Origin of the sequence: Halorussus rarus, from assembly GCF_003369835.1 — an archaeon.
Lineage (GTDB): Archaea > Halobacteriota > Halobacteria > Halobacteriales > Haladaptataceae > Halorussus > Halorussus rarus.
This window is the reverse complement of record NZ_QPMJ01000002.1, coordinates 956,269-981,564: the sequence shown is the minus strand read 5'-3', so window position 1 is coordinate 981,564 and position 25,296 is coordinate 956,269. Positions and strand designations below refer to the sequence as shown.

Genomic DNA, 25,296 nt, shown 5'->3' with positions numbered 1-25,296 from the left:
ATCAAGACGTAATTCTGCGACGGAATGAGAATGGTGTCTACGCTTCGGCCGAGTCGGACTCCGGTTCGACGTCCTCGCCACGGAGCAGCCGCTCCGCCCGGTCACGGTCCTCGGGGTAGCCGACGTCGACGCGCCAGCCGTCCATCCGAATCGCGTCGATGGTCCGCCCGCTCTGAATCAGCAGGTCGATTGCTTCACTGATCTCGTACTCGCCGCGGTTCGACGGCTGAACCAGATGGCACGCATGGAAAATGGCGGGTGTGAACGTGTAAAACCCGGTCATCACCAGATTCGACGGCGGGTCCTCGGGCTTCTCGACTACGTCCGTAATCTCGCCGTAGTCGTTCGTGTCGCAGACCCCGTACCGGCCGGCCTCCTCGTACGGGACCTCCTCGGTGAGGAACGCGGCATCCGCACGATCCTCGCGCTGGCGCTTGACTACGTCACCCAGATTTGCGTCGAAGATGTTGTCGCCGAGGATCAGCATGAAGTCGTCGTCGATGTGCTCCTCAACGGTCAACAGGGCGTGCGCCAGCCCCTTCTGCTCGCGCTGGTGGGCGTACGTGATCGGAACGCCCTCGAACGCGTCGCCGTAGTGGCTGATGATGTCCTGCTTGCGGTAGCCCACCACCACGACGAACTCGTCCGCCCCGAGTTCGGCCAGTTGTTCGAAACAGTGGGACAGGATTGGTTTTCCGTCGACTTCGACCATCCCCTTGGGTTTGTCTTCGGTCAGCGGCCGCAGGCGAGTTCCCTCACCGGCAGCGAGCACGACGGCTTTCATGTATCTTCGACTCGTACGAGGGTACTAAATACCTTAGTCTTGAAATCGCAGCAAGCCCGCTTCCAATCCTCAGACTACTCCGACGATTCGCCGGAAGCGTCTCGTGCTTCGACGATTTCCTTCGCTATGTCCGCCACCTGTTGCTGGTGATCGGCTGACATCTGCACGCTTTGGGCGGCGTCAAGTTGGTCGTTGACGACCGCGTTCTGTTGCGGCCCCCACGTCTCCGGTGGCTCTGATTGAATGTACTCGACCCAGCGCTTGATACCCTCGATGCGCTGCTCACGGTTGCGTTCGTGCTTCGCGTCGAGCTGCTCACGCGCGTTTGAGTCGCTCATATTCGTCTTCGACGTCGAGTCGTGTTACCCACTCTTCGAGGTGGGAGACACTAAGGCTTTCCTCGAAAAGCGTGTAGAGGTGGACCGCATCCTCGATGTCCTTCTGCGCGCCGAGGTGTAGTTTGTAGGCAATCTGGAGTTCTAACGGCCCAATTGGGACTACGTCGCCGCCGATTCGAGCCGTAAGAGCGTTTTCGAGGGACGTCGTAGGTGAGCGTACAAATCGTCGGGAGTGGCAGTATCCGTGACGGCGTGTCCCATTCAGTTGACCAACGCAAGGGTGGGGTCATTTAGTCGGGCATCCGAACGCTCAAGGCCAGCGACGCAGACTAATTTCCTAATGAACGTCAGCATCGTCGGCAGCGGCTACGTCGGCACCACCGTCGCCGCCTGCCTCGCCGACTACGGCCACGAGGTAACGAACGTCGACATCGACGAGTCAACCGTCGACTCAATCAACGCGGGCGAAGCCCCGATTCACGAACCGGGCCTCGACGACCTCGTCGCCGAGTACGGCGGCAACCAACTCAACGCGACCACCGACTACGCCGCGGTCCGCGACACCGACGTCACGTTCCTCGCACTCCCCACGCCCTCGCGAGACGACGGCAGCATCGATCTCGACATCATGGAAGCCGGCGCGCGGTCGCTCGGCGAGGCACTCGCTGCGAAGGACGACCCGCACGTCGTCGTCGTCAAGTCCACCGTCGTTCCGGGCACCACCGAGGACACCATCGCCCCGATTCTCGAGGAAACCTCGGGCAAGACGCTCGACCAAGACACCCACGTCGCGATGAACCCCGAGTTCCTCCGCGAGGGGAGCGCAGTCGAGGACTTCCAGAACCCGGACAAAGTCGTCTTCGGCACGCGAACCGACCTCGCCAACGAACGCCTCCGAGAGGTCTTCGACCCGCTGCTCGCCGACTCGGACGCCGCGCTCGTCGAGACCGGCCTCCGCGAAGCCGAGATGATCAAGTACGCCAACAACGCCTTCCTCGCCACGAAGGTCAGCCTCGTCAACGAACTCGGGAACGTCTGCAAGGAGTACGGCGTCGACGCCTACGAGGTCATGGAGGCCATCGGCCTCGACGACCGCATCGGCGAGCGCTTCCTCCGGTCGGGCGTCGGCTGGGGCGGCAGCTGCTTCCCGAAGGACACCGCCGCGCTCATCGCCGCCGCCCGCGACGCCGACTACGAGCCGACTCTGCTCGACGCCGCGGTCGAGGTCAACGACAAGCAGCCCGAGCGCATGCTCGACCTGCTCGAACGCCACGTCGATCACGCCGGCAGACGCGTCGCCGTCCTCGGCCTCGCCTTCAAGCCCGGCACCGACGACACCCGCAACTCCCGGGCCATCCCCATCATCGAGGGCCTCCAGGAACGCGATGCCGAAGTCGTGGCCTACGATCCGGTCGCCACCGAGAACATGCGCGAGCGCTTCCCCGACGTCGAGTACGCCGACTCGGCCGCGGCGGCGCTCGCCGACGCCCACGGCGCGCTGGTCGTCACTGACTGGGACGAGTTCGCGGCGCTCGACGACGAGTTCGACGCGATGGCCGACTCGGTCGTCGTGGACGGCCGCAGAATCGTCGACCGCCGCGACGGTCTGACCTACGAAGGGTTAACTTGGTAGCGATATCGCAATACACCGACGCGCTCAGTATCTCAGTTGCAACGCGCAGTTCGGCGAACCGTCCCGACCTTTGACGTGCTCTCCTCCCCTAGTTCCCGTATGACGATGTGGGACGAACGCTTTCGCGAGGGTGAGTACCCCCAGAATCCGGAGACGTCGCCGGTGCTCCGCAGATATATCGATGCGCTCCCGGACGGCCGAGCGCTCGACGTCGCGACGGGCACGGGCCGCAACGCGGTGTTCCTGGCCGCGCACGGCTATCAGGTCGACGGCATCGACCAGTCGCGGGCGGGGCTGGAGATCGCCCGCGAGAACGCGGTCGACCGCGGCGTCGCGGACCGGACGAACTGGATTCAAGCGGACGTGCCGACGTACGGGTTCCCGGACGCGACCTATGACGTCATCACGATCAGCTTCTACCGCGCGGTCGACCGCTTTCCGGACATCACGGAGGCGCTCGCGCCCGGCGGCGTCCTCTTCGTCCAGCACCACCTGCGCACGTCCGACCCCGTAGACTCGGGCCCCAGCGGCGACCGCTACCGGTTCGCCGCGAACGAACTCCTCCACGCCTGCCTGGACCTGACTGTCCTCTACTACGACGAGCGAACGGAGGAGCGGTCGGACGGCCGCACGGGCGCCCTCACCCAAATACTCGCGCGAAACTCCACCGGGCACCGCCAGTCGTATCCTCGCGTTCCGCCGGAATCGAGCGGCGACACCGACGCGTGACGCGCTGGCAGTCCTGCTCGGTCGTGGTGACAGAGCGACGGTGAGTTGCGGTGCGACTACGCGTTGTGGTCGACCCAGTCACAGAACGCCTCGAAGTCCTTGGCACCAGCGCTTTCGGCGATTTCCCGGAGCGTCCCCGTCCGGAGTTCGTCGTGCAGCGGAACCGTCACTCGTCGGCGGTCGTCTTCGTTCGTTGGGTGTTCGTAGTACAGCTGGGCGTGATCACCGACTGTCCGTCGCCACTCGAACCCGCCGGCGTTTACCAGCACCTTCACGACTTCCATCCCGGAGAACGTGCGCCGTCCCATCGACTACTCGAGGACGTCCGGTGGCTGTTCGTCACCCGTCGAGTTCTCTGCCGGGTCAATCCCTAAGTCGCGGAGTTCCTCGTCGGTCGGCTCACGACCGATTTCGTCTCTGTGAAGCGCGACAGCCTCGTCGAGGTTTTCCAGCGCAGTTTCTCGAGATCGCCCTTGAGAGGTCACACCCGTGTCGACGTCTTTCGCAATCCACCAGTCGTCCTCACGCCACAAGCGGATCTCACTATCGTGTGCACCCCCGTCCTGCGACGAACTGGCCATTATAGTCGTAGTTACGGCATGAGCAGTATAAGGGTTCGGCTGCTTGAGTCGACTGCGCTCGAAAAGTGGACGACAATATGCTCGACACCACTACATCCTTGACGAGAGCGAAATCGTCGCCAACGTCTCCTCTGACCGCGCTACGGAACCGGACGAGAAGCCGACGGAAGCCGGTCCTCATTCGGCGATCCCACCGTCTGCCCCGTAGCGCTCGATGACATCATCGATATCCGGTGCGATGGACTCGACCTCGCCCGCCGCCCGCATCGCGCTCTCGGTGTCCTTCAGCCCGTTGCCGGTCACGACCACCACGACCGATTCGCCCGCCTCGATGACGCCCTCGGTGCGGGCCTTCCGAACGCCGGCGACCGGCGCCGCGCCCGCGGGCTCCGCGTAGATTCCCTCGGTGCGACCCAGGAGCGCCTCGGCGTCCAGTATCTCCGAGTCGCTCACGGTCACAGACGTCCCACCGCTCTCGTCGAGCGCCGTGCACGCCTTGACCGTGTTGCGGGGGCGACCGACCGCGATGCTGTCGGCGAGCGTCTCCGCGACATCGTCGGCGTCCCCGTGCTCGTGGAACGCGTCGTGGATGGCGCTCGCGCCCTCGGCCTGCACGCCGAGCAGTTTCGGGGTCTCGTCGACGTAGCCGAGGTCGGCGAACTCGCGGAACCCCTTCCACCCGCCGGCGATCGTGCAGCCGTCGCCCATCGAGAACACAACCCAGTCGGGGACGTCGCCGCGGGTCTGTTCGGCGAGTTCGTGGCCGACGGTGCGCTTGCCCTCGACCTGGAACGGGTTGACCGCGGCGTTCCGGTTGTACCAGCCGAACCGGTCGGTCGCCGCCATGCTGAGGTCGTAGACCTCGTCGTAGCTCCCCTCGACGCCGAGGACGTCCGCCCCGTAGACGAGCGGCTGGGCGAGCTTCCCCGCCGGCGCGTCGCCCGGGACGAACAGTCGGCAGTCCAGACCGGCGCGAGCGGCGTAGCCGGCCAGCGAGGCCGCGGCGTTTCCCGTCGACGCGCACGTGACGACCTCGCGGTCGAACTCCCGGGCCTTCGTCACCGACACCGACGTCGCGCGGTCCTTCAGCACGCCCGTCGGATTCCGGCCGTCGTCCTTGACTCGCGCGTCGACGCCCAGCGCCTCGCCCAGCCGGGGCGCGTCGAGCAGGTCGGTCCCGCCCTCGCCGAGCGTGACCGGGTCGGCGTCCGCCGGCACGGGGAGGAACGCGCGGTACTTCCACTGCGAGTCGATACCACCGTCGAGGGGTTCGTCGAACCGGTCGGCGATACGGTCGTAATCGTACCGGACGTCGAGAATCCCCTTCACGCCGGGGTGGTTCGGGCAGGTGTAGATGATCTCTCCGGGGTCGTATCGGTCTCCGCAGAGCGTACACTCCAGCGCAGTTACGTGGTCCATGGAACGCCATGGAGGTGGAGATAGGAGAAGCTACCTCTCTAAAAGGGGCTGGACGAAACGGGGTGCGCAGTCTCGCATGCCGCGAGCGCGGGTGGCCTCACTCGTCGGCGTCGGACTTCGCCAGCCGGTCGAGGCCGAGCGTCGCCAGGAAGAGGACGCCGCCGGCGTAGAGGAACGAGTGGGGCTCGGTGGCCAGCCGCGAGAGGTACCCGCTCCCGTAGCCGACGACCGTGGTGGCGTATCCGAGCACCGACGCCGTCCACCCGATCCCCGTGATGCCGCCGAGCTGGTGGAGCATCTCGCTGTCGAGGTTCACGGTCGTCGCCTCCTTTTCGCGGTCACGTTGCCTGCCCGGGCCGCGACTCGACCGGCGGACGCGAGCAGGTGTATCGGCTGCGGTTCTCTCCCTTGGTCACCCACCGGAGACATGAGTAATAAGATCTCGGTAGTCCTTGAATACTTTCTGGTCCCGGCCTGGTCAAAGCGCGACGCACTCCGAGTGCGCGCTGCACGGTAGTTCGGGTGTTCCAGGCGCGACTGGTATCTCCTGCGGAGCAATCGGGATACGGTACGGCGTGCTCCGCCGCGATGCACGTCTGGACTATCTGAAATGCTACATTAGCGAACATATATGCGTGTGATTACCACACGTTGTCCTATGGGGGACGCACCACCGATACACGACCTGCACTTCGACGAGGCGCCGAGCGTCGAGTCGGTCCCCGGACCGAACTCGAGGGAACTACTCGACCGACAGCGCGAACTCGACAGCAGCGCGGTCGCCTATCCCGACCGAGTCCCGATAGCCTTCGAGGAGGGCCGAGGCGCGACCCTCCGCGACGTCGACGGGAACACGTACCTCGACTTCTTCGCCGGCATCGGCGTCCTCAACGTTGGCCACTCGAACCCCTACGTGGTCGACGCGGTGAACGACCAGACCGAACAGTTGGTCCACTCCATCGACTTCCCGACCGAACCCCGCCTCGACCTCATCGAGAAGCTCGGGGAGATCGCGCCGGGCGACCTCTCGGGGAACAACCGCGTCGTGTTCGGCGGGCCGACCGGGAGCGACGCCATCGAGGCCACCATCAAACTCGCGAAGTACAACACCGGCGGCGACGGCCTCGTCGCGTTCCGGGGGTCGTACCACGGCGCGACCTCGGGCGCGCTCAGCCTGACCGGCGCCAAGAAGTTCAAGCGCGAGTACACGCCGCTGCTGAGCGACGTCCAGTACGCCCAGTACCCCTACGCCTTCAGGCACGATGTGAGCGAGGAGGAAGCGATGAAACGGTCGCTCGCGGACGTCCGCTCCATCCTCGAGGACCCCTATGGCGGGCTCGCCAACCCCGCCGGCATCTGGGTCGAGCCGATTCAGGGTGAGGGCGGCGTCGTCGCGCCGCCGGAGGGGTTCCTCCCGCGGCTCAAGGAGATCGCGGAGGACAACGATGTCCCGCTGATCGTCGACGAGATTCAGACGGGATTCGGCCGGACGGGACAGTGGTTCGCCAGCGACTGGGAGGGCGTGACGCCCGACGTCATGCCGATGGCGAAGGCCATCGGCGGCATCGGCCTGCCGCTCTCGGCGACGATGTACCGCGAGAAGTACGACACCTGGGAGGCCGGCGGCCACGTCGGCACCTACCGCGGCAACCTCCCCGCGATGCGCGCCGGGGTGCGCGCCATCGAGTACATCGACCGACGAAACCTGCTCGAACACGCCCGGGAGGTCGGCGAGTACATCCGGACGCGACTCCGGGAAGTCGCCGAAGGCAGTCCGCACCTCGCCGACGTCCGCGGCAAGGGGATGTTCGTCGGTGCCGAGTTCGTCGACGCGGACGGCGACCCCTGGAAGGAGACCGTCCTCGACGTGCAGACGACGTGTTACGAGAACGGGGTGCTCGTCTGGACGGCCGGTCGTCACGGCAACGTCCTGCGGATCATCCCGCCGCTGGTACTCACCCGCGAGCAGGCGGAGACGGGGATGGACATCGTCACGGACGCGATTGCAGTGGCGACCGACGCCCAATAATTCATTTTATTGCCATTAAATCGCTGAGATGTTTACAGAACTGTTGTGAGACCGTTTCCGGCCTGTGAAATATTCGAGTAGCTATTTGTATTGGTCAGTGTTACCAATGGACGACATGAGGGGGAACGGGGAAACGACACGGAGTAGCGAGACGAACAGCGCGACCGGACGGCGCGACTTCCTGCGGGCTGTCGGCGGCGTCGGCGTCGCCGGCGCGACGACGGGGTATCTCGGCGCTCGGCAGGGACGGGACAACTTCAAACTCGGCGTCGTCACCTCGCTGTCCGGCGAACTCCGGTTCGGCGGTCAGGTGACCCGGCGCGGCTACGAGCTGTGGAAGCAGGCGGTGAACGAACAGGGCGGCATCCAGGTCGGCGGCAGCAGCCACCAGGTCGAGCTGGTCTACGCCGACGCGCAGTCCAGTCCCAGCACGGGGGCCGACGCCGCGTCCCGGATGATCTCCCAGCAGAACGTCGACGCGGTGCTGGGCCCGTACTCCAGCAACGTCACGCTCGCGGTCGTGCCGATCATGGAGAAGAACCGGATGCCCCACATCACCGGGAGCGCCGAGTCGCCCCAGATCTGGCAGCAGCAACCGAAGTACACGTTCGGGACCATCCCGACGGTCTCGATCATCGCCGACCAGGCGGCGACGAACATCCTCAACCTCGACCCGCAGGCCGAGTCGGTCTACATCACGGGCGTCAACGAGCCGTTCTCGAAGAGCACGGCGCAGGCGATGCGGACGGCGGCCCAGAACGCCGACGTTGAGGTGCTCGGCTACGAGCTGTTCCCGCGCGGGACCGACTACGCGAACGTCGTCACGCAGGCGAAAAACGCCGGGCCGGACCTCCACTTCCACGGCGGCCACATCGGCAGCCACGTCAACCTCGTCAACGCCGCCCAGCAGCTCGACTACAACCCCAACGGGATGATGTTCCACTACGGGGTCAACACCGACAGCTACAAAGACGGCGCGGGCAACGGCGCGGCGTACACCTTCGGCGCGACCGTCTGGCTCCCGCAGGTCGAGCGCAGCGGGGGCACCCTGTTCGAGACGCCCCAGGCCTACGTCGAGGCGTCCCGGTCGACGTTCGACACCGCGCCCGACTACACGCAGGCCGGTTCGACCGCGGCCGGCATCGTCTTCGGCGAGGCGTTCAAGCAACTCGGCGCGAGCCCGCCGCTGAACCAGCAGCAGAAGGACGAACTGGTGTCGATTCTCGAAGGCATCGAGGTCGAGACGTTCTACGGGACCGTCAGCTTCGACAACGAGGGCGAGTACTACCACAACAACACCCAGACCTCGCCGCTGGCCATCCAGCTCGACCAGGACGGCTCGCCCGTCATCGTCGGCTCCGAGGGCGGGAGCGAACCGACCTACCCGGTGCCCTCGTGGAGCGAGCGCTGACCCGATGGTCGACGTCGGCCTGCTGCTCCAGACCGTCATCAACGGGCTGCTGCTCGGGGGCATCTACGTCAGCATCGGCGTCGGCTTCTCGCTGGCGTTCGGCGTGCTCGAGGTCATCGACTTCGCGGTCGGCGAGTACGTGATGCTGGGCGCGTTCGCGGGCGCGCTGCTCGCGCCGACCTTCGGCTCCGAAGGCGTCTTCGTCATCCCGCTGGTGTTCCTCGCGTTCTTCGGGGTCGGGTTCCTGATACAGCCGTTCATCCACCACGTCACGTCGGGGGACCGACCGATGCCCGTCCTGATGGGGCTGGTGTTCACGTTCGGGCTGGCGATATTCGTGCGGGGGTCGGTCCTCACGCTGTTCGGTCCGAACAACCGGAACGTCCCGTCTGACCTGCTCGTCGGCGGCGTCACGATTCCGGGAATCGGCATCTTCCCGACCGTCCGGGTCGTCACCGCCGCGGTCGGCGTGTTCGCGCTGGCGGTCTTCATGTACTACCTCTACAACACCAGGGGCGGGATGGCCATCCGTGCCATCGCCGAGGACCGCACCAACGCCCGGCTGATGGGCATCAATATCAACCGGTACCAGTCCATCGCCTACGGCGCGTACGCCGGCATGACCGCGACCGCCGGCGTCTTCATCGGGCTGATATTCACGGCCAACCCCGGGATGGGCCTGCAGTACACCGCGTTCGCGTTCTTCATGGTGGTGCTCGCCGGCCTGGGATACCTGCCGGGCGTCATCGTGAGCGGCGTCGTCCTCGGGCTGGCCCAGTCGCTGACCGCCGTCTACTGGAGCGGGGAGGTCGTGCTGTTCGTGCTGTTCGCGCTCATCTACGTCGTGCTGCTGGTCTCGCCGTCCGGCATCCTCGGCAAGGGAGGTGAGCACGCCTCGTGAGCACCGACGAGGAGAGCGGGGGCCACGGGACCTACCTCGACCGGGTCCGCGGCCTCAGCGAGCCGCCGCTCTGGGTCGTCGGTCTGATCCTGGTCGCGCTGGTCTTGCTCCCTATCTGGCTCGGACCGTTCTGGACCCGAATCGCGCTCGGCGCGCTGATGTGGATCGGACTGGCCCAGTCGTGGAACATGATCGGGGGCTACGCCGGCTACCTCGACTTCGGGCACGGCGCGTACTTCGGCGTCGGCGCGCTCGTCACCGGCATCGGGATGAACACGCTGGGCTACCCGTTCCTCGGCGGGTTCGCGCTCGCGGGGGTCGTCGGCGCGGTGCTGGCGTACGTCATCGCCGTGCCGACGCTGCGGCTCCGGGGCGCGTACTTCGCCATCGCGACCTGGGCGTTCGCCGAAGCCACCAAACAGCTCGCGCTCGTCCTCGACATCACCGGCGGCACGTTCGGCATGAGCCTCCCGACCGGCGAGGGGACCATCGGACTGCCGATTCCCGGCGGCCCGTCGGAGACGTTCTTCTACTACGCGATGCTCGTGCTCGCGGTCGGCACCGTGACGCTCGCGTACGTCCTGTTCGAGCGCCGGGAGTTCGGCTACCGGGTGAAGGCGCTGCGCGACAACCAGGACGCCGCCGAAGCGCTCGGCATCGACACCACGCGGGTCAAGCGGCAGGTGTACGTCCTCTCGTGCGTAATCGCCGCGCTGTTCGGCAGCGTCCACGCCTTCTTCATCACGTTCATCCACCCGACCGACGTGCTGGCGGCCATCGTGACCGACCAGATGGTCATCATGGCGCTGCTCGGGGGGCTCGGCACCATCACCGGACCCATTCTCGGCGGCATCGCCGTGTTCCTGCTCCAGCGACTCTCGTCGCTGTTCCTCGGACAGACCACGTTCTACCTCCCGCTCATCGGCGGGATAATCATGCTGGTCGTGCTGTTCGCCCCCAGCGGCATCGTCGGCATCCTCAGGGGCGAGACGACGAGTACGGACGTGCGAACCAACCTCCGCGAACTCGCTGACCGATTCCAGTTCCGATGACCGACACGATACTCAGCACGGACGGCCTGACCAAGCGATTCGGCGCACTGACCGCCAACGACCGCATCTCGCTGTCCGTCGAGCGCGGCGAGATCCGGGGCATCATCGGCCCGAACGGCAGCGGCAAGACGACGTTCTTCAACTGCGTCACGGGGTTCCTCGACCCGGAGGCGGGCACCGTCGAGTTCGACGGGACCGACGTGACCGGCTGGGACCCCCACCGCATCGCCCGGCGCGGCATGGTCCGGACGTTCCAGATCGTCTCGCCGTTCAAGAACATGACCGTCCGCCAGAACCTGCTCGCGGGGCGGGCCCCCGACCGGGTCGACAAGCAATCCCGGGCCGACGAGGTCCTCGAGTTCCTGGAGATCGACCACATCGCGGGCAACGACGCCGGGGGTATCAGCGGAGGCCAGCAGAAACTGCTGGAACTCGGCCGGGTGCTGATGCTGGACCCCGACTGCATCCTGCTCGACGAACCGACCGCGGGCGTCAACCCGGCGCTCGAGAAGCGCGTCCTCGAGCACATCCAGGACCTCAACGACGACGGGATGACCTTCGTGATCGTGGAACACGACATGAGCGTGATGCGGGAGATGGCCGACTCCGTCTCGGTGTTCGACCGGGGCGAGTACATCGCCGAGGGGCCGTTCGACGAGATACAGCAGGACGACCGCGTCCGGGAGGCGTACCTCGGCGCGGCGTCCGACGAGGAGGTCCCGATATGAGCGACCCGCCCGTCCTCGTCGCCGAGGACGTCGTCACCGGCTACGACCAGCACGAGGTGATCCACGGCGTCTCGGTCCGCTCGCACGACGGCGTCACCTGCATCTTCGGGCCGAACGGGAGCGGCAAGTCGACGCTGATGAAGACGATGAACGGGGTCGTCCCGGTGTGGTCGGGAGCCATCAGGTACGGCGAACGCGACCTCACGGACGCCACGCCCGAGGACATCGTGAAGACCGGCATCGCCAGCCTGCCCCAGGGCGGTGGCGTGTTCGGGACGCTGACGGTCGAGGAGAACCTGCGGGTCGGCGGATTCACCGTCGACGACCCGGCGGTCCTCGACGAGCGGATCGACGACGTCCTCGACGTGTTCCCCGACCTCCGGGAGAAGCTCGAAGCCAAGGCCAGTTCGCTCTCAGGCGGCCAGCAGATGATGGTCAGCCTCGGCCGAGCGATGATGACCGGGGCCGACACCTACCTGCTGGACGAACCGAGCGCGGGGCTCGCGCCCGCGCTGGTCGACGACGCGTTCGAACTCGTCTCCCGGCTGGTCGACCGCGGGGCCCAGGTCGTCCTCATCGAACAGAACGTCACCGCGGCGCTCCGACTCGCCGACCACGTCTACATCCTCGCGGAGGGCGACCTCCAGTTCGACGGCCCGCCGGCCGACCTCTCGGACGAGGACGAACTGATGGAACTGTACCTCGGCATCGGGTAGCGCCGGGCCGTCGTTCTCCAGGTCCCACCCAGGGCCGGGGTTCCCTAGCTATTTGTCGGCTCCCACCGTCACTTCATTGAGCAACCATGGTAGGAGTTAGCGAACTGCAAGAGATGTACGAGGACATGGTGACCGCGCGTCACTACGAGGAGCGCCTCCAGGAGGAGTACCTCGAGGGGAAACAGCCGGCGTTCGACATCTCGGCCGGCCCCATCCCGGGCGAACTCCACCTCGCCGCGGGCCACGAGGCCGCGGGCGCCGGTGTCTGCCAGCACCTCCGGGACGACGACACGGTCACTGCGCCCCACCGCCCGCACCACGTCGCCATCGCGAAGGGCGTCGACCTGAAGCGGATGACCGCCGAGATATTCGGGCGGGAAACCGGTCTTAGCAAGGGGAAAGGCGGCCACATGCACCTGTTCGACCCGGACGTCAACTTCGCGTGCAGCGGCATCATCGCCGAGGGCTGCCCGCCCGCGGTCGGCGCCGGCCTGGCCGCGAAGAAGCGCAACACCGACAGCGTCGCCGTCGCCTACATCGGCGAGGGCGCCATCGACCAGGGCGCCTTCCTCGAATCGCTCAACCTGGCGGCGGTCCGGGACCTCCCGGTCGTCTTCGTCGTCGAGGACAACGATTGGGCCATCAGCATGCCCAAAGAGCGGGTCACCGACGTCGAGGACGGCGCCCAGCGCGCCGGCGGCTTCGACCTGCCCGGCCAGCGCGTCGACGTCGACGACGCCGTCTCCATCTACGATGCGGCCAAGGAAGCCGTGGGCCGCGCCCGCGACAACAACGGCCCGACGCTCCTCGAAGTCCAGGTCCACCGGCGCATGGGCCACTTCATGGGCGACCCCGAAACTTACCGCCCCGACGAGGACAAGGCCGCCGCCGAACAGCGCGACTCCATCGAGCGACTCGCCGAGGACCTCCGCGCCCACGGCGTCGACGACGACCATCTCGACGAGATTCGCGACCGCGCGGAGGACCGCGTCGAGGAGGCCATCGAGTGGGCCAAGGACCAGCCCGAACCAGACCCGGACGACGCCTACGAGGACGTCTTCGTGAATCCGCCCTCGGGGGTCACGGATAACGAGCCGTCGGCCGAGGTCACGGGAGGTGACGACTGATGGCTCAGCAGGAGGAGGGTGCGGCGCGCCAGACCGACCGGTCGCTGACGATGAGCCGGGCGATGGTCGAGGCCATCGCCCACGAGATGCGCGAGAACGACGAGGTGTTCTACATGGGCGAGGACGTCGCCGACTACGGCGGCATCTTCGACAGCACCGAGGGCCTCCTCGACGAGTTCGGTCACGACCGCATCATGGACGTGCCCATCAGCGAGACGGCGTACATCGGCGCGGCGGTCGGGGCGGCCCAGCAGGGGATGCGCCCGATTGCCGAGCTGATGTTCGTCGACTTCTTCGGCGTCGGGATGGACCAGATCTACAACCAGATGGCGAAGAACACCTACATGAGCGGCGGGAACGTGAGCGTCCCGATGGTGCTCACGGCCGCGGTCGGCGGCACCTACAACGACGCCGCCCAGCACTCCCAGACCCTCTACGGCACCTTCGCCCACCTGCCCGGCATGAAAGTCGTCGTCCCGTCGACCGCCTACGACGCGAAGGGCCTCATGCACAACGCTATCCGCGACGACGACCCGGTCGTCTACCTGTTCCACAAGCGCCTGATGGGTATCGGCTGGCTGCCCGCGCCCGACGGCCCGAAGACCGGCGTCCCCGAGGACGACTACACCATCCCGTTCGGCAGCGCCGACGTCAAGCGCGAGGGCGAGGACGTCACCGTCGTCACGCTCGGCCTCCACGTCCACCGGGCCATGGAGGCCGCCGAATCGCTGGCCGACGACGGTATCGACGCCGAAGTCGTCGACCTCCGGACGCTCGTCCCCCTGGACATGGAAACCGTACGAGAGTCGGTGGCCAAGACCGGGCGCCTCGTCGTCGTCGACGAGGACTACCGGTCGTTCGGCGTCACCGGCGAGATCGTCGCGCGGACGGCCGAAGAGGGTCTCGGCGACCTGGAGGCGGTCGAACGCGTCGCGGTGCCCGACGTGCCCATCCCGTACGCGCGACCGATGGAGGACGAGGTGATTCCGGGCGTCGAGGACATCAGCCAGGCCGTCCAAAACGCCCACCAAGAATGAGCCGGGAGCACCGCGCATGAGTGAGGACGACGACCGCGTCGCCGTCGACACGGAGGACGTCTGGCCCGAGGACGCCGACGCGGAGGAGGGCGTCGTGGTCAACTGGTTCGCGGGCGAAGGGAGCCACGTCGACGAGGGCGACGACCTCTGCGAGTTCCAGGTCGAGAAGGTGAGCGTCGACGTGCCCGCCCCGGTTGCCGGCACCCTCGACGAGATCGCACTCGACGAGGACGACGAGTTCGAGCGCGGCGCCACGCTCGCCTGGATTCGCCCCGACTGAGCGCCCTCGGCATTTCACCGTGTTTTGAACGATTTCACGCTACAGAGCATGCCACCTACCGATACCGAATCCGACAGCGACGATCAGACCGAGGCCGACCGAGACGACGAACAGAAGCCAGGGAACACCGACGAACAAGGCCGGACCGTCAGCGAGGAACGGTCGCTCTCCCCGATGCGCCGGACCATCGCCGACCGCCTGCAGGAGAGCTATCAGAACGCTGTTCACGTGACCGCGAGCCGGGAAATCGACGCGGAGGCGCTGGTCGCCGCGACCGAGGCGGCGGACGACCGACTCGACGCCGACGTCTCGCTTGTCGACCTCGTGCTGTGCGCGCTCTCGGCGACGCTGGACGAGCACCCCGCCTTCAACGCGACGTTCGAGGACGAGACCCACCGCGTCTACGAGGAGCACAACGTCGGCGTCGCCGTCGACGTCGAGGCCGGACTGGTGACGCCGGTGCTCCGCGACGTCGGTTCGACGTCGCTCGCCGACCTTGCGGCCGAGCGCCGCGAACTGACCGAGAACGTCCAGGCGGGCGAGTACTCGATGAGCGACCTCCGCGGCGGCACGTTCACCGTCACCAACCTCGGCGTGCTGGGCGTCGACTCGTTCACGCCGGTCATCAATCCGCCCGAGGTCGCGATCCTCGGCGTCAACCGGATACGGGAACGCGCCGAGCGCGGGGAAGACGGTGTCGAGTTCCGTCGCCAGCTCAACTTCGACCTGAGCTTCGACCACCGGGTCGTCGACGGCGCCGACGCCGCGCGGTTCCTCGATACGCTCGCGGACGAGGTGACCGACGCCGAGCAGTTCGTTCCCGACCGGTGAGTCCGGCCGGCGAACCCGAACACTGCTTTCTCTGTCCGTCGAGTCGGCGACCACCGACGCTTGCGTTCGAGGCTCGGAACTCGGAAATCTTGAACGACTGTTTAAGCTACTGCCGAACCAACCTCTCACCTGGAACCATGGCACAGCAAGAAGTCCAGCAAGAGCTGTCGGTCGACCGGTACACGCTCGGCCTCGTCGGCCCGGACCAGGAGTGGGCGGGCACCGTCGCCGACGGCGGCACCATCAGGACCCACACCCCGCCCGCGTGCTGGGGCCCGATGATTACGCCCGAATTCAGGGGCGGCCACGAGGTGACCCGGCCCATCCGCGTCGAGAACGCCGAGGTCGGCGACGCCATCGCGCTGAAAATCGAGGACATCGAGGTGACGAGCGTCGCGACCAGCACCGGGAGCATGGCCGAGCGCGAGGGCGCGTTCGGCGACGACCCCTTCGTCGACCACCGGTGCCCGGAGTGCGGGACCGAGTGGCCCGAGAGCGTCGTCGAGGGGACCGGCGAGGAGTCGATCAAGTGCGCCGAGTGCGGCGCGAACGCCTCCTCGTTCGGGTTCGAGTACGGCTACACCGTCGCCTTCGACGACGACCGGAGCGTCGGGCTGACCGTCGGCGAAAGCGGCGCCGACGACCTGGCGAACCGCGCCGACGAGGCGATGGCGCTCCCCGAGAACTCCCGCCAGCACCCCATCCTACTCTACAAGCCCTCGGAGATGCCTGGCACGCTCGGCCACCTCCGGCCGTTCATCGGCAACATCGGGACGACTCCGCCGGTCGAACTGCCCGACTCGCACAACGCCGGGGACTTCGGGCAGTTCCTCATCGGCGCCGAGCACGACTGGGGCCTCGAAAGCGAGGACGAGCTCGCCCAGCGCACCGACGGCCACATGGACATCAACGCGGTCCGCGAGGGCGCGGTGCTGGTCTGCCCGGTCAAGGTCGACGGCGGCGGCGTCTACGTCGGCGACATGCACGCCAACCAGGGCGACGGCGAGCTCTCGCTGCACACCACCGACGTGAGCGGGCGCGCAGAATTCGAAGTGGAGGTCATCAAGGATCTCGACATCGACGGCCCGCTGCTGCTGCCGAACGAGGAGGACCTCCCGCACATCGCCAAACCTCACACCGACGAGGAGCGCGAGCGCGGCGAACGGCTCGCCGAGCAGTATGACGTCGACGGCGTCGACGAGCTCGGCCCGCTCCAGGTCGTCGGCAGCGGCGCGACCATCAACGACGCTACCGACAACGCCTTCGACCGCGCGGGCACGCTCCTCGACATGACCGAGGGCGAGGTCCGCGCCCGCTGCACCTTCACCGGCGGCGTCGAGATCGGCCGGCTCCCGGGCGTGGTCCAGCTCTCGATGCTGGCGCCGATGGACCGGCTGGAGGAGCGCGGCCTCGACCACCTCGTCCGCGAGCAGTACGGCCTCTAACGCCGACTGCGGCTTTTCTGGCGACGCCATCTACCGCCCTGGACTGCCGGGAACACTGTCAGCTCGGCGCCCGCCGGGCACTCGTCGTCCGGGTCGACGCGCTCGCCGTTCACGGACAGGCGGACGCTGGTCCGGAGCCGGTCTTCGTCGTCGTAGAGCTGTGATTTGGCCCGCGGGTACTCCTCGACGAGGACGGCGAGCGCGTCCCGCACCGTGCCGCCGTCGAATTCGAACTCGACCGTCTTCCCGCCCGTGGCGCTCCGAAGCGGTCCGTACGCGGTGACCTGCACGGCTACCAGTACGAGGACGCGCTCGAAAAGCGCTCGGTCCATCTCCCGCTACACCTCGACGACCTCGACGAAGTTGCCTTCCGGGTCCCGGAAGAACAGGATCGAAGTGTCGATCTCGATCGCCTGCGGGTCGCTGATGGGTTCGACCTCGTCGGGGAGATTCTCGTAGAACTCGCCGATGTCGTCGACGGCGAAACCCACGTGCTTCGCGCCGACCTGATTTATCGCGTCCGCAATGCAGTCCTCGCCGGCGGGGTCGTACTCGATCAGTTCGATTCGGGTACCGTCACCCTCGTCACCGCCCGCGTCGAGGTGGACGAAGTCCCCGGTCGCCCCGTCGACGCCGATTGCGGTCCCGATGCCGTCCTCGGCGAGCGTGAACTCGTCGGTCACAGAGAGGCCGAGCGCGTCCCGATAGAACGAGACCGCTTCGTCGAGGTCGCTCACGACCACGCCGACGTGGTGGGTCTGGAGTTGCTGCATGGTTGCCACTCCATCCCACACCCTCGGTCCACAAAAGCTTCCGCGCCGCGTCCACCAGTTACAGCCGGTCCCGGACCGAACCGAACCGCCCCGACTCGTCGTCTTCCCACTTCTTCTCGATCACTCGCCCGGGCGCCTTGACGTACGGGATGCTACCGGGCTCCTCGCGCTCGTACCTGGCGACAACCGCGACGGCGTTTCCGACCGCCTCGGCCTCGGCCTCGGCCTCGCCGAGCCCGATGCACCCCGTTTCCGGGCCCTCCGCGTACACGACCGCGCCCTCGCCCAGCGAGAGCTGTTCGTCGAGGTGCACGACCCGCAGGCGGTCGCGAATCGCATCTGGGTCCGGGTCCATACGTCGGCCATGTCCTCCGCGACCAAGTCGTTTACACGTCTTGCCACGACCGCGGCGGTTATCCGACGGGCGAGCGATTCGATAGCATGGATCTCATCCACGTGAACGTCAACGTGGCGGACGCCGAGGAGACGATAGCCTTCTACGAGCAGCTCGGCTTCGAGGAGACCTGGGAGTTCGAGACCGCCGACGGCGAAACCCGCAATCGGTACATCGCCGCGGACAACGGCGTCGAGCTCCAGCTCTCGGACACCGACGGCGAGACCGACTTCGAGCCCGGCTCGGCGTGGGACCACCTCGCCATCGGCGTCGACGACGTCGACCGGGTCTTCGAGGAGATCGACCACTACGGGGTCGACGAGGAGCCCACTGATCATCCGGAGGCGGGCGCCCGCGTGGCGTTCGTCCGCGACCCCGACGGTCGGCGGGTCGAACTCGTCGAGTCGCTGGAGTGACTCCAGGGCGTCAGAAGGGGGCGTCGACGCCGGCGTCGTCCCCGCCGGCCCGCTCCGTGGCACCCTCGGCGGGGTCGGCGTTCAGCGTCTCCGCGAGCTCGCCGCGCTCGTCGAGTTCGGCCAGCACGTCGCTGCCGCCGACGAACTCGCCGTCGACGAACGTCTGGGGGATGGTCTCCCACCCGCTGTGGGCTTCGAGCGCCTCCCGGAAGGCGTCGAGGTTCTGCAGCGCGTCGACCGTCTCGACGTCGTCCCGGTACGTCCGGACGAGACCGAGCGCGCGCTTCGAGTAGCCGCACTGGGGCATCCGCGCGTCCCCCTTCATGAAGAGGACGACCTCGTTCTCCGCGATGGCCTCGTCGACGCGGTCGCGCGCTTCGTCGGCGTCCAGCCCCTGGTCGGTCGGGTCGAAGGTCATGGTGCTGGTCATCGTTTCGGGTCGAACGGGATACGGCTTGGGGTCGGTCAGCGTCGGGGCGGTTCGGCGACCGGCGTTACGAGGTATCGGGACTCCCGAGGTTCGACGACACTGGCGGTCCGGCGGGCGCGACCGGAGCGAGATTTACTATCCTTCGGCCTGTCCTCTGCCCATGGACGTCATCCACACGGCCATCTGGGTATCGGACCTGGACGAGGCCCGCGAGTTCTTCGTCGACGCGGTTGGCCTCTCGGAGAACTGGTCGTTCACCCTCGACGGCGTCGAGAACGTCTACGTCGGCGGCGAGCACGGCGAGATACAGCTCCGCCACGACCCCGACCGCCCGGACCCGGAGCCCGACCGGTCGACCGTCGACCACATCGCGGTCTCGGTCGACGACGTCGACGCCGAGTGCGAGCGCATCGTCGACGAGACCGGGTGCGACGTGGTCGAGGGGCCGATGACCGTCGACGACGCGGATGCCCGGGTCGCGTTCCTGGAGGGTCCCGACGGGTACGTGCTCGAACTGGTCGAGGACCTCGCGTGAACCCACCGAACGCGTTTTCAGTCTGTTGACTCTGTCGAACTCTTGAGCGGTGCTGGATGTTGGAGCCGTGCCGGATTCAGGGCGCATATGCAGCAGGCCGTTTGCACCGGCCGCTGAGGATTCCGAGGGGGCGACTGATTCCAGACGGCCCGCCACCGGTGCCACCGGAAGGGATTATCCCGCTCGCCCACCGAGAATCTGTATGCAGTGGTGCGACCAGCCAACGAGAGTATCCGGGAGCGAGGGTGTGAGGCCCCGGAACCGAAGCCCGAAGGGGGACGTGACGTGACCGACGACCGCCTCCCGGCCGAACACCTCTCGCCGCTCGCCGCGCTCGTCGACGAGGTACTCGCGGGGGTCGGCTACGAGATGCCCGCCGCCACCGACGCTATCGACGACGCTGTCCCCGGCTACGGCGGTCTCTTCGACCCCGCGACCACCTCCGACGAGTTGCGTCGCGCGCTCGAAAGCCTGCGGGGGTCGGGACTCACACGGCCACCCGTTTCCGAGCCGACGAGCGACACCTTCGTCCTCTACGTCGACGGCAGCTCACGCGGCAACCCCGGCCCCGCAGGCGCGGGCGCTGTCATCATGGACGCTTCGGAGGATCAACTCGCCCGTCTCGGCCGGCCCGTCGGCTCCCGGACGGGGAACAACACCGCCGAGTACGTCGCCCTCCAGCTCGGGCTTTCGGAACTGTTGGCTCGCTACGAACCTCGCATGCTGGAGGTGCGCATCGATTCGATGACGGTCATCCGAGACGTCTGGGGCGGCGACGACCCGACGGAACCGGGCGTCGAGACGTACAGCGAGGCCGTCACGGCGGCGCTGTCGAGCATCCCGGACCACCGGTACACGCATCTGGCCGACAGCGACCCGAACCCCGCCGACGCACTGGCGACGGTGGGCGCCGATATCGCGGCCTTCGGACCTGGCTAGTAGCGTTTCGGCGCGTAACATTCGCAATCCCGCCTCCGGTCATCGAGTCGATCTCCGGCCGCGGATTCGTCCGTCAGTCCGCGCGTTCCTCGAGCGCTCGCCGAATCGCCGCGACGGTCTCGTCGCGCCGGCGGGTGACCTCCCCTGGCGCGTCGTCGTACTCGTAGAACCCGGCGCCGGCGTCGATGCCGGTCCGGCCCTCGTCGACGCGGTCCCGGAGTTCCGCCTGGGGCGACTCGTCGGTCGCGAGGTCGGGATAGAGGTCTTCGGCGATGGTTTCGAACAGGTCCAGCCCCGCGATGTCCATCGTCTCGAACGGGCCGATGGCGGCCGTCCGGGTCGCGTACCCGTCCCGTATCGCCCGGTTCACGTCGTCGACCGAGGCGATGCCCTGCTCGACAATGTGGAGGCACTCCCGGACGACGGCGAACTGGACGCGGTTCCAGACGAACCCCGGGGCGTCGCGCTCGACCAGAATCGGGTCGCGGTCGACCGCCTCCACGAACGACCGGAGTCGCTCGACGGTCCCGTCGGCGGTCGCCTCGCCCCTGACGACCTCGACGGGCGTCAGAAGGTACGGCGGGTACCACCAGTGACAGCCGGCGATGCGGTCGGCGTGGTCGGGCGCGCCTTCGGCGATGTCGGTGATGGGGATGCTCGACGTGTTGGAGGCGAGCACCGCGTCCGCCGGGGCGGCTTCGGCGAGGTCCGCGAAGAGGTCGCGCTTCGCGGCCAGGTCCTCGGATATCGTCTCCAGAACGACGTCGGCCGATTCGACGCCCTCGTCCCGGTCGAGCGTGAACTCGATACGGTCGAGGACGCTGTCGGGCACTCGGTCGGTGAGCCCTTCGTCGTGCAGGAACGCGACCGCGTCCCGGACCTGCCCGCGGGCGCGGTCGAGATTCGCCCGTCTGTGGTCGACGAGCGTCACGTCCCGGTCGCACACCGCACACTGCACGGCCAGCCCGTGACCCATCGCGCCGGCGCCGACGATCGATACCTCGCACAGGTCGCTCATATCCCCGTATCACCGCACACCACCATTGCTCTTGGGACGGCGGCGTCCGCCGCGGTTCGGCGTTCCGCCTCGGTCGTGTCGAAACGCGTTCCCGGTTGCCGAGGCCGGAACGTATAATGCGGTCGTCAGAGTGGTGGTAACGCACCGCACCGAATGGTCGGGACGATTACGGCACCGTTACGAGACCGGGTCGAACGGGTGGTCGCGCCGCTGCAGGGCGACGGCCGCGGGTGGGCGCTGGTCGCCATCGCGCTGGGGTGGCTGCTGATTCTCGGGACCCGAATCACGATTCCGGTGCTGCTGCCGGGCATCAAGGCGACGTTCCGCATCGACAACGCGACCGCCGGCGTCACCGTCACGGTCATCTGGGCGGTGTACGGGCTGTCGCAGTTCCCGGCCGGCCTGCTGAGCGACCGCGTGGGCGACCGGACGGTGCTGGTCGCCAGCCTGGCGGTGATGACCGTGAGCATCGTCGCGCTCGCGGCCGCGCCGCTGTTCGCGGTCTTCCTCGTGACCGCCGCACTCGTCGGCGTCGGCAACGGGCTATTTGGCCCCACGCGCGGGACGCTGCTCTCGTCGCTCTACCCCGACAACGACAGCACGGCCATCGGCGTCACGCTCGCGGTCGGGAGCCTGGGTGCCGCGGCGCTGCCGGTCGTCGCCGGCGCGGCCACGACCCGGTTCGGGTGGCGCGCGACCATCGCGGGCGCGGCGCCGCTGCTCCTCGCGACGACGGTGCTGGCCTGGCGCGTCGTCCCGTCGACGACCCCCGCCGACGCTGCCGGCGCGTCGGTCCGCGGTCGGCTCCGCGGCCTGGGGTCGGCGGTCGGCAGCCGGTCCGTCCTGCTCGGCGTCGGCGGAAAGACCGTTCGCGTGTTCGTCTACCAGGGCCTCACCGCGTTCCTCCCGACGTACCTCATCACGGTCAAGGGGCTCGACGGCGTGACCGCCAGCGCGCTGTTCTCGCTGCTGTTCGTGAGCGGCGCGGTCGCGCAGGTCGCCGGCGGCCGGGCGGTCACCCGCTTCGGGAACCGGACCGTCCTGGTCGCGCTCGCCGGCGTCGGAGTCCCGCCGCTGCTCGCGCTGCCGTACGTCTCCGGGCCGCTCCCCATCGCCGCCGTCGTCGCCCTCGCCGGCGTCCAGCTCGGCATCGCGCCGGTGACCAACACCTACATCATCAACGCCCTCCCGCCCGAGGACCGCAACGGAGCCTGGGGGCTCATCCGGACCAGCTACTTCCTCGTCGCGTCGACCGGGTCGTTCTTCGTCGGCGTGCTCGCGGACGCCGGCTACTTCGACGGCGCGATGCTGGTGCTGGGCGGCCTGCTCGCCGTCGTCGCGGCCATCTTCGCCTTCCTCCCGGAGCTGCGGTGACGGGCTTCTCCGAACGCGGTGACGTCCGGTGCGACTCCCTCGCCCCGACGAGCAAGACGTATCCACGCCGAGCAGTTCGTTCCGATATGACCGAGACGCTGCGGGCCGAGGTGCTCCACGTCGTCGCGCCGGAGGAACTGGACGAGTACGACCTCGACGAGGAGCTGCGAACGCTGGCGGAGTCGCGGTACGTCCTGGTCTGCCGGAAGGGCGGCGCCCCGTCGTGGGTCGAGCGCGTGCGGGCGTTCCTGACGCGCCGGCCCATCGAGCCCGCGACGCTCGTCACCGAGACGGCCGCCGGGGAGGGACGGGAGGTGACCGCGACGGTCGAGGAGACGGGAATCCCCGGCGTGTACGAGACGGTCGAGCTGGAGTGATTGCGTACCGTCCAACACGCGTCCTTCGGCGGTCACCAGTCGGCTTCGGGACTCGGTCGTCGGACGTCCGGCAGGGCGTCAGTTTCCCGGACTCCGGACGCGGCCGCTCGGGTCTCCTCCCGGTCGCGAGCGCTCAGCCGCAGTTCGCCTCGTCCGCGCCGCAATCCGCCGCCCTGCACCGACGACAGAAGTCGCCTTTGCCTCTCTCCACTGCGTTTCCGCAGCAGTCACACACTCTCGTGTAGATCGACACGGTAGCTATGTCTGTCTACTGAATAATAAATCTACATTATATTTCCACACCGGCAGGTTGATTGAAGTCGAGCGAGGGCTCGATTCCAATCCAGTTCTCACCGACGACATGTCAGTTGTGGTTTCAATTCCGACACTTTCATGGTTCGCTGCCGTGCGCCTTCGAACGATGCAATCCGTATCCTCAGAGGTCGACCCCGACGCCCTCCTCGCGCCGCTCGTCGGCGACGGCTGCGCGTGGTGCGCGACCGGCACGCTGGCGCGCGACTCGTTCAAGGGCGACGACGCGGTGGTCTGCGAGAGTTGCGGCACGCCGGCCGCCCGCGTCTGGTGATGCCGCGCCGCGACGGACCCGAATCGCCCGACCGCTACTCCCCGTTTTTCACGCGCAGGCCCGACGGATCCGCTCGTCGATGCTCGCCGCGGAGGTGCTCCGCTCGTCGGCGGTGGCCGCGCGGCCGGTCACCAGGTCGAGCAGGTTCAGGTCCCGGAGGAGTCGCCGCGCCGCGCTCCTGTCGACCCGGAGGTCGCGCTGGACCTCGTAGAGCGTCGTCGCGTCGCTGACCGCGTCCCGGAGGTCGGCCAGCGTCACGTGCGAGGGCAGGTCGACGTCGGCCGGCAGGTCCTCGGTCCGCGGCTCGGGCGGTCGGGATTCCCCCTCGTCGTCCGCTGTCTCGGTTGCCGCTGCCGAGTTCTCTGTCCCGGGTGTGCTCGGCTGATCGTCAGTCGCCGAAACGGTCGACTCGGCTTCGGACCCCGAATCGACCGACTCGCGCTCGCTTTCGGCGTGACGCTCGTCCGAGTGGTCCGCCGATGAGGACTCGTCGCCGGCTGATTCGACCTCCGCTCGACCGGCGGAACTGGGTCGCTCGTGCGGTCGGTGGATGCCCAGTTCGATGGCGTGGTATCGGACCGTCTGGGGCGTGACGCTGGCGCCCAGCGCCTCGGCCATCTCCGGGAACGTGTCGCACGACTCGTAGGCCTCGCGGAGCCGCTCCGGGTCGCGGTGGGGCTCCGGCGTCGCGTCCGCCTCCGCGCCGTCGTCGGTGTCCGCCTCGTCCGACGTCTCGGTGCTCTCCGCCGCATCGATCTGTTCTTCGCGTTCTGTTGTTCCGGTCTCCTCTTTGGCCTCCGTCGCGCCAGTTTCCTCGTCGGCTTCCGGCGCGTCGGTTTCCGCGTCGCGGTCTGCGTCCGCGTCGGCCGGGTCGTCGCTCCGGACCATCGCGACGCCGCCGTCGGTGACCTGCGTCTTCGCAGTCTCCGCGGTCTTTCCGGTTCCTGCGACCGGTTCGGTCTCCGTCTCGCCGTCGCCGACGTCGAGTTCGACGTCCAGCGGGAACGCGACCCCCGACTCGTCGGACTCGACCTCGCCGTCGTCCGGAAGCGCGACCGAGACCGGACTCCCGACGTCGTCGAGCGCACCCCAGTCGAGCCGCACGGTCAGCTCCGCGGTGAGCGTCGGGCCGTCGACGAGCGACCCCTCGGGCGTTCGCACGCCGTCGATAGAGATGTCGGCGTCGTCGATGGTCTCGATGAGGGTCGCGAGATCTCGGAGCGCGTGGGGAGTGGTCATGGTGGTAACTAGTGAGGGCAGGTCACCCGAGGATAGTAAAAATATTGTATATATTCAAATTGATCCGGTATTGTTTATACTATCCGCTTCGGCGCGCGGATATCGCGGCCGACTCGATAGAAATAAGTACGACTTCGAGGCGCCGAAACGAGAAGAACGATAAATCCGTCGAAG

31 protein-coding genes and 1 pseudogene are annotated in these 25,296 nt (G+C 67.5%); 19 read left to right on the top strand and 13 right to left on the bottom strand.

Features of this window, described 5'->3' with window-relative positions:
* Positions 1-37: 37 nt before the first annotated feature.
* The 3 genes and pseudogenes from aglF to DVR07_RS22610 form a co-directional block, all read right to left on the bottom strand.
* Positions 38-784: a UTP--glucose-1-phosphate uridylyltransferase AglF gene (gene aglF, locus DVR07_RS13145; protein WP_115797732.1), complete on the bottom strand. Its 747-nt coding sequence runs from the start codon at positions 782-784 to the stop codon at positions 38-40.
* A 74-nt stretch (positions 785-858) separates the two neighbouring features.
* Entirely contained in the window at positions 859-1,122 is a 264-nt protein-coding gene (locus tag DVR07_RS13140; RefSeq protein ID WP_115797731.1) for a hypothetical protein, read from the bottom strand.
* Positions 1,100-1,324 (bottom strand): annotated as a pseudogene (locus DVR07_RS22610) (hypothetical protein); the annotation flags it as partial. The pseudogene DVR07_RS22610 and the gene DVR07_RS13140, both read right to left, overlap by 23 nt.
* A gap of 138 nt (positions 1,325-1,462) precedes the next feature.
* Between DVR07_RS22610 and aglM the strand changes: the two are divergent.
* Both aglM and DVR07_RS13125 read left to right on the top strand, forming a co-directional pair.
* Entirely contained in the window at positions 1,463-2,755 is a 1,293-nt protein-coding gene (gene aglM / locus DVR07_RS13130) for a UDP-glucose 6-dehydrogenase AglM (protein WP_115797730.1), read from the top strand.
* 99 nt (positions 2,756-2,854) lie between these two features.
* On the top strand, positions 2,855-3,484 hold the full coding sequence (locus DVR07_RS13125; RefSeq protein ID WP_115797729.1) for a class I SAM-dependent methyltransferase: 630 nt from the start codon (positions 2,855-2,857) through the stop codon (positions 3,482-3,484).
* A gap of 56 nt (positions 3,485-3,540) precedes the next feature.
* Here the strand turns inward: DVR07_RS13125 and DVR07_RS13120 are convergent, their stop codons facing one another.
* From DVR07_RS13120 to DVR07_RS13105, 4 genes are all read right to left on the bottom strand, one after another.
* Positions 3,541-3,792, bottom strand: a complete 252-nt coding sequence (locus tag DVR07_RS13120; RefSeq protein ID WP_115797728.1) for a type II toxin-antitoxin system HicA family toxin — start codon at positions 3,790-3,792, stop codon at positions 3,541-3,543.
* A 3-nt stretch (positions 3,793-3,795) separates the two neighbouring features.
* A complete protein-coding gene (locus DVR07_RS13115; protein WP_115797727.1) occupies positions 3,796-4,065 on the bottom strand; it encodes a type II toxin-antitoxin system HicB family antitoxin in 270 nt (89 codons plus the stop codon).
* 177 nt (positions 4,066-4,242) lie between these two features.
* Positions 4,243-5,484, bottom strand: a complete 1,242-nt coding sequence (gene thrC / locus DVR07_RS13110) for a threonine synthase (protein ID WP_115797726.1) — start codon at positions 5,482-5,484, stop codon at positions 4,243-4,245.
* Between the two features lie 97 nt (positions 5,485-5,581).
* The gene (locus tag DVR07_RS13105) at positions 5,582-5,800 is read right to left on the bottom strand and encodes a hypothetical protein (protein WP_205254531.1); all 219 of its coding nucleotides are present in this window, start codon (positions 5,798-5,800) and stop codon (positions 5,582-5,584) included.
* Between the two features lie 342 nt (positions 5,801-6,142).
* On the opposite strand from DVR07_RS13105, the gene DVR07_RS13100 reads away from it, so the two are divergent.
* The 11 genes from DVR07_RS13100 to DVR07_RS13055 all read left to right on the top strand — a co-directional run bounded on the left by DVR07_RS13100 (position 6,143) and on the right by DVR07_RS13055 (position 17,041).
* Positions 6,143-7,513 (top strand): aspartate aminotransferase family protein, encoded by a 1,371-nt coding sequence (locus DVR07_RS13100; RefSeq protein ID WP_115797725.1) that lies wholly within the window; start codon positions 6,143-6,145, stop codon positions 7,511-7,513.
* A 115-nt stretch (positions 7,514-7,628) separates the two neighbouring features.
* The gene (locus DVR07_RS13095) at positions 7,629-8,924 is read left to right on the top strand and encodes an amino acid ABC transporter substrate-binding protein (RefSeq protein ID WP_240147537.1); all 1,296 of its coding nucleotides are present in this window, start codon (positions 7,629-7,631) and stop codon (positions 8,922-8,924) included.
* Positions 8,925-8,928: 4 nt separating this feature from the next.
* Complete coding sequence (locus DVR07_RS13090; RefSeq protein ID WP_115797723.1) at positions 8,929-9,825, top strand: branched-chain amino acid ABC transporter permease; 897 nt, start codon at positions 8,929-8,931, stop codon at positions 9,823-9,825.
* The gene (locus tag DVR07_RS13085) at positions 9,822-10,877 is read left to right on the top strand and encodes a branched-chain amino acid ABC transporter permease (protein WP_240318883.1); all 1,056 of its coding nucleotides are present in this window, start codon (positions 9,822-9,824) and stop codon (positions 10,875-10,877) included. The genes DVR07_RS13090 and DVR07_RS13085 overlap by 4 nt, the downstream gene beginning before the upstream one ends.
* Positions 10,874-11,605, top strand: a complete 732-nt coding sequence (locus DVR07_RS22145) for an ABC transporter ATP-binding protein (protein ID WP_205254530.1) — start codon at positions 10,874-10,876, stop codon at positions 11,603-11,605. Before DVR07_RS13085 ends, DVR07_RS22145 begins: the two co-directional genes overlap by 4 nt.
* Complete coding sequence (locus tag DVR07_RS22140) at positions 11,602-12,321, top strand: ABC transporter ATP-binding protein (RefSeq protein WP_205254529.1); 720 nt, start codon at positions 11,602-11,604, stop codon at positions 12,319-12,321. Before DVR07_RS22145 ends, DVR07_RS22140 begins: the two co-directional genes overlap by 4 nt.
* Positions 12,322-12,434: 113 nt before the next feature.
* The gene (locus DVR07_RS13075) at positions 12,435-13,448 is read left to right on the top strand and encodes a thiamine pyrophosphate-dependent dehydrogenase E1 component subunit alpha (RefSeq protein ID WP_115797722.1); all 1,014 of its coding nucleotides are present in this window, start codon (positions 12,435-12,437) and stop codon (positions 13,446-13,448) included.
* A complete protein-coding gene (locus DVR07_RS13070; RefSeq protein WP_115797721.1) occupies positions 13,448-14,485 on the top strand; it encodes an alpha-ketoacid dehydrogenase subunit beta in 1,038 nt (345 codons plus the stop codon). Before DVR07_RS13075 ends, DVR07_RS13070 begins: the two co-directional genes overlap by 1 nt.
* Positions 14,486-14,501: 16 nt before the next feature.
* Positions 14,502-14,765 carry a lipoyl domain-containing protein gene (locus DVR07_RS13065; protein WP_115797720.1) on the top strand — a complete coding sequence of 88 codons (264 nt, stop codon included), beginning with the start codon at positions 14,502-14,504 and terminating at the stop codon, positions 14,763-14,765.
* A 48-nt stretch (positions 14,766-14,813) separates the two neighbouring features.
* A complete protein-coding gene (locus DVR07_RS13060; protein ID WP_115797719.1) occupies positions 14,814-15,596 on the top strand; it encodes a 2-oxo acid dehydrogenase subunit E2 in 783 nt (260 codons plus the stop codon).
* Between the two features lie 137 nt (positions 15,597-15,733).
* Positions 15,734-17,041 (top strand): acetamidase/formamidase family protein, encoded by a 1,308-nt coding sequence (locus DVR07_RS13055; protein WP_115797718.1) that lies wholly within the window; start codon positions 15,734-15,736, stop codon positions 17,039-17,041.
* On the opposite strand, the gene DVR07_RS13050 is transcribed toward DVR07_RS13055, so the two are convergent.
* From DVR07_RS13050 to DVR07_RS13040, 3 genes are read right to left on the bottom strand one after another with little or no spacing between them, the layout of a single operon-like run.
* Positions 17,038-17,373 carry a ubiquitin-like small modifier protein 1 gene (locus DVR07_RS13050; protein WP_115797717.1) on the bottom strand — a complete coding sequence of 112 codons (336 nt, stop codon included), beginning with the start codon at positions 17,371-17,373 and terminating at the stop codon, positions 17,038-17,040. The two genes, DVR07_RS13055 and DVR07_RS13050, sit on opposite strands and share 4 nt — an antisense overlap.
* 6 nt (positions 17,374-17,379) lie before the next feature.
* Complete coding sequence (locus DVR07_RS13045) at positions 17,380-17,814, bottom strand: VOC family protein (RefSeq protein WP_115797716.1); 435 nt, start codon at positions 17,812-17,814, stop codon at positions 17,380-17,382.
* 58 nt (positions 17,815-17,872) lie between these two features.
* Positions 17,873-18,169: a hypothetical protein gene (locus DVR07_RS13040; RefSeq protein ID WP_115797715.1), complete on the bottom strand. Its 297-nt coding sequence runs from the start codon at positions 18,167-18,169 to the stop codon at positions 17,873-17,875.
* 86 nt (positions 18,170-18,255) lie between these two features.
* Between DVR07_RS13040 and DVR07_RS13035 the strand changes: the two genes are divergently transcribed.
* Positions 18,256-18,624, top strand: coding sequence for a VOC family protein (locus DVR07_RS13035; RefSeq protein WP_115797714.1), 369 nt, complete (start codon positions 18,256-18,258; stop codon positions 18,622-18,624).
* Positions 18,625-18,634: 10 nt separating this feature from the next.
* Here DVR07_RS13035 and DVR07_RS13030 read toward each other — a convergent pair whose 3' ends face one another.
* Positions 18,635-19,042, bottom strand: a complete 408-nt coding sequence (locus DVR07_RS13030; protein WP_115798335.1) for a glutaredoxin family protein — start codon at positions 19,040-19,042, stop codon at positions 18,635-18,637.
* A 172-nt stretch (positions 19,043-19,214) separates the two neighbouring features.
* Between DVR07_RS13030 and DVR07_RS13025 the strand changes: the two genes are divergently transcribed.
* The gene (locus DVR07_RS13025; protein ID WP_115797713.1) at positions 19,215-19,589 is read left to right on the top strand and encodes a VOC family protein; all 375 of its coding nucleotides are present in this window, start codon (positions 19,215-19,217) and stop codon (positions 19,587-19,589) included.
* A gap of 285 nt (positions 19,590-19,874) precedes the next feature.
* Positions 19,875-20,528 carry a ribonuclease HI family protein gene (locus DVR07_RS13020; RefSeq protein WP_115797712.1) on the top strand — a complete coding sequence of 218 codons (654 nt, stop codon included), beginning with the start codon at positions 19,875-19,877 and terminating at the stop codon, positions 20,526-20,528.
* A gap of 73 nt (positions 20,529-20,601) precedes the next feature.
* Here the strand turns inward: DVR07_RS13020 and DVR07_RS13015 are convergent, their stop codons facing one another.
* Positions 20,602-21,546, bottom strand: coding sequence for a 3-hydroxyacyl-CoA dehydrogenase family protein (locus DVR07_RS13015; RefSeq protein ID WP_115797711.1), 945 nt, complete (start codon positions 21,544-21,546; stop codon positions 20,602-20,604).
* 198 nt (positions 21,547-21,744) lie between these two features.
* Between DVR07_RS13015 and DVR07_RS13010 the strand changes: the two genes are divergently transcribed.
* The 3 genes from DVR07_RS13010 to DVR07_RS22135 all read left to right on the top strand — a co-directional run bounded on the left by DVR07_RS13010 (position 21,745) and on the right by DVR07_RS22135 (position 23,883).
* Entirely contained in the window at positions 21,745-22,920 is a 1,176-nt protein-coding gene (locus DVR07_RS13010; RefSeq protein ID WP_162829560.1) for an MFS transporter, read from the top strand.
* 86 nt (positions 22,921-23,006) lie between these two features.
* Positions 23,007-23,297: a DUF7526 family protein gene (locus DVR07_RS13005; RefSeq protein WP_115797709.1), complete on the top strand. Its 291-nt coding sequence runs from the start codon at positions 23,007-23,009 to the stop codon at positions 23,295-23,297.
* Between the two features lie 421 nt (positions 23,298-23,718).
* Complete coding sequence (locus DVR07_RS22135) at positions 23,719-23,883, top strand: HVO_A0556 family zinc finger protein (RefSeq protein ID WP_165881759.1); 165 nt, start codon at positions 23,719-23,721, stop codon at positions 23,881-23,883.
* A 48-nt stretch (positions 23,884-23,931) separates the two neighbouring features.
* Here DVR07_RS22135 and DVR07_RS13000 read toward each other — a convergent pair whose 3' ends face one another.
* The gene (locus DVR07_RS13000) at positions 23,932-25,122 is read right to left on the bottom strand and encodes a hypothetical protein (RefSeq protein ID WP_115797708.1); all 1,191 of its coding nucleotides are present in this window, start codon (positions 25,120-25,122) and stop codon (positions 23,932-23,934) included.
* Between the last annotated feature and the right edge of the window lie 174 nt (positions 25,123-25,296).

Excerpts from the sequence above, each read along its gene's own strand:
- aglF (WP_115797732.1), bottom strand. The coding sequence starts at position 784 with ATGAAAGCCGTCGTGCTCGCTGCCGGTGAGGGAACTCGCCTGCGGCCG.
- DVR07_RS13140 (WP_115797731.1), bottom strand. The coding sequence starts at position 1,122 with ATGAGCGACTCAAACGCGCGTGAGCAGCTCGACGCGAAGCACGAACGC.
- aglM (WP_115797730.1), top strand. The coding sequence starts at position 1,463 with ATGAACGTCAGCATCGTCGGCAGCGGCTACGTCGGCACCACCGTCGCC.
- DVR07_RS13125 (WP_115797729.1), top strand. The coding sequence starts at position 2,855 with ATGACGATGTGGGACGAACGCTTTCGCGAGGGTGAGTACCCCCAGAAT.
- DVR07_RS13120 (WP_115797728.1), bottom strand. The coding sequence starts at position 3,792 with ATGGGACGGCGCACGTTCTCCGGGATGGAAGTCGTGAAGGTGCTGGTA.
- DVR07_RS13115 (WP_115797727.1), bottom strand. The coding sequence starts at position 4,065 with ATGGCCAGTTCGTCGCAGGACGGGGGTGCACACGATAGTGAGATCCGC.
- thrC (WP_115797726.1), bottom strand. The coding sequence starts at position 5,484 with ATGGACCACGTAACTGCGCTGGAGTGTACGCTCTGCGGAGACCGATAC.
- DVR07_RS13100 (WP_115797725.1), top strand. The coding sequence starts at position 6,143 with ATGGGGGACGCACCACCGATACACGACCTGCACTTCGACGAGGCGCCG.
- DVR07_RS13095 (WP_240147537.1), top strand. The coding sequence starts at position 7,629 with ATGAGGGGGAACGGGGAAACGACACGGAGTAGCGAGACGAACAGCGCG.
- DVR07_RS13090 (WP_115797723.1), top strand. The coding sequence starts at position 8,929 with ATGGTCGACGTCGGCCTGCTGCTCCAGACCGTCATCAACGGGCTGCTG.
- DVR07_RS22145 (WP_205254530.1), top strand. The coding sequence starts at position 10,874 with ATGACCGACACGATACTCAGCACGGACGGCCTGACCAAGCGATTCGGC.
- DVR07_RS22140 (WP_205254529.1), top strand. The coding sequence starts at position 11,602 with ATGAGCGACCCGCCCGTCCTCGTCGCCGAGGACGTCGTCACCGGCTAC.
- DVR07_RS13075 (WP_115797722.1), top strand. The coding sequence starts at position 12,435 with ATGTACGAGGACATGGTGACCGCGCGTCACTACGAGGAGCGCCTCCAG.
- DVR07_RS13070 (WP_115797721.1), top strand. The coding sequence starts at position 13,448 with ATGGCTCAGCAGGAGGAGGGTGCGGCGCGCCAGACCGACCGGTCGCTG.
- DVR07_RS13065 (WP_115797720.1), top strand. The coding sequence starts at position 14,502 with ATGAGTGAGGACGACGACCGCGTCGCCGTCGACACGGAGGACGTCTGG.
- DVR07_RS13060 (WP_115797719.1), top strand. The coding sequence starts at position 14,814 with ATGCCACCTACCGATACCGAATCCGACAGCGACGATCAGACCGAGGCC.
- DVR07_RS13055 (WP_115797718.1), top strand. The coding sequence starts at position 15,734 with ATGGCACAGCAAGAAGTCCAGCAAGAGCTGTCGGTCGACCGGTACACG.
- DVR07_RS13050 (WP_115797717.1), bottom strand. The coding sequence starts at position 17,373 with ATGGACCGAGCGCTTTTCGAGCGCGTCCTCGTACTGGTAGCCGTGCAG.
- DVR07_RS13045 (WP_115797716.1), bottom strand. The coding sequence starts at position 17,814 with ATGCAGCAACTCCAGACCCACCACGTCGGCGTGGTCGTGAGCGACCTC.
- DVR07_RS13040 (WP_115797715.1), bottom strand. The coding sequence starts at position 18,169 with ATGGACCCGGACCCAGATGCGATTCGCGACCGCCTGCGGGTCGTGCAC.
- DVR07_RS13035 (WP_115797714.1), top strand. The coding sequence starts at position 18,256 with ATGGATCTCATCCACGTGAACGTCAACGTGGCGGACGCCGAGGAGACG.
- DVR07_RS13030 (WP_115798335.1), bottom strand. The coding sequence starts at position 19,042 with ATGACCTTCGACCCGACCGACCAGGGGCTGGACGCCGACGAAGCGCGC.
- DVR07_RS13025 (WP_115797713.1), top strand. The coding sequence starts at position 19,215 with ATGGACGTCATCCACACGGCCATCTGGGTATCGGACCTGGACGAGGCC.
- DVR07_RS13015 (WP_115797711.1), bottom strand. The coding sequence starts at position 21,546 with ATGAGCGACCTGTGCGAGGTATCGATCGTCGGCGCCGGCGCGATGGGT.
- DVR07_RS13005 (WP_115797709.1), top strand. The coding sequence starts at position 23,007 with ATGACCGAGACGCTGCGGGCCGAGGTGCTCCACGTCGTCGCGCCGGAG.
- DVR07_RS22135 (WP_165881759.1), top strand. The coding sequence starts at position 23,719 with ATGCAATCCGTATCCTCAGAGGTCGACCCCGACGCCCTCCTCGCGCCG.
- DVR07_RS13000 (WP_115797708.1), bottom strand. The coding sequence starts at position 25,122 with ATGACCACTCCCCACGCGCTCCGAGATCTCGCGACCCTCATCGAGACC.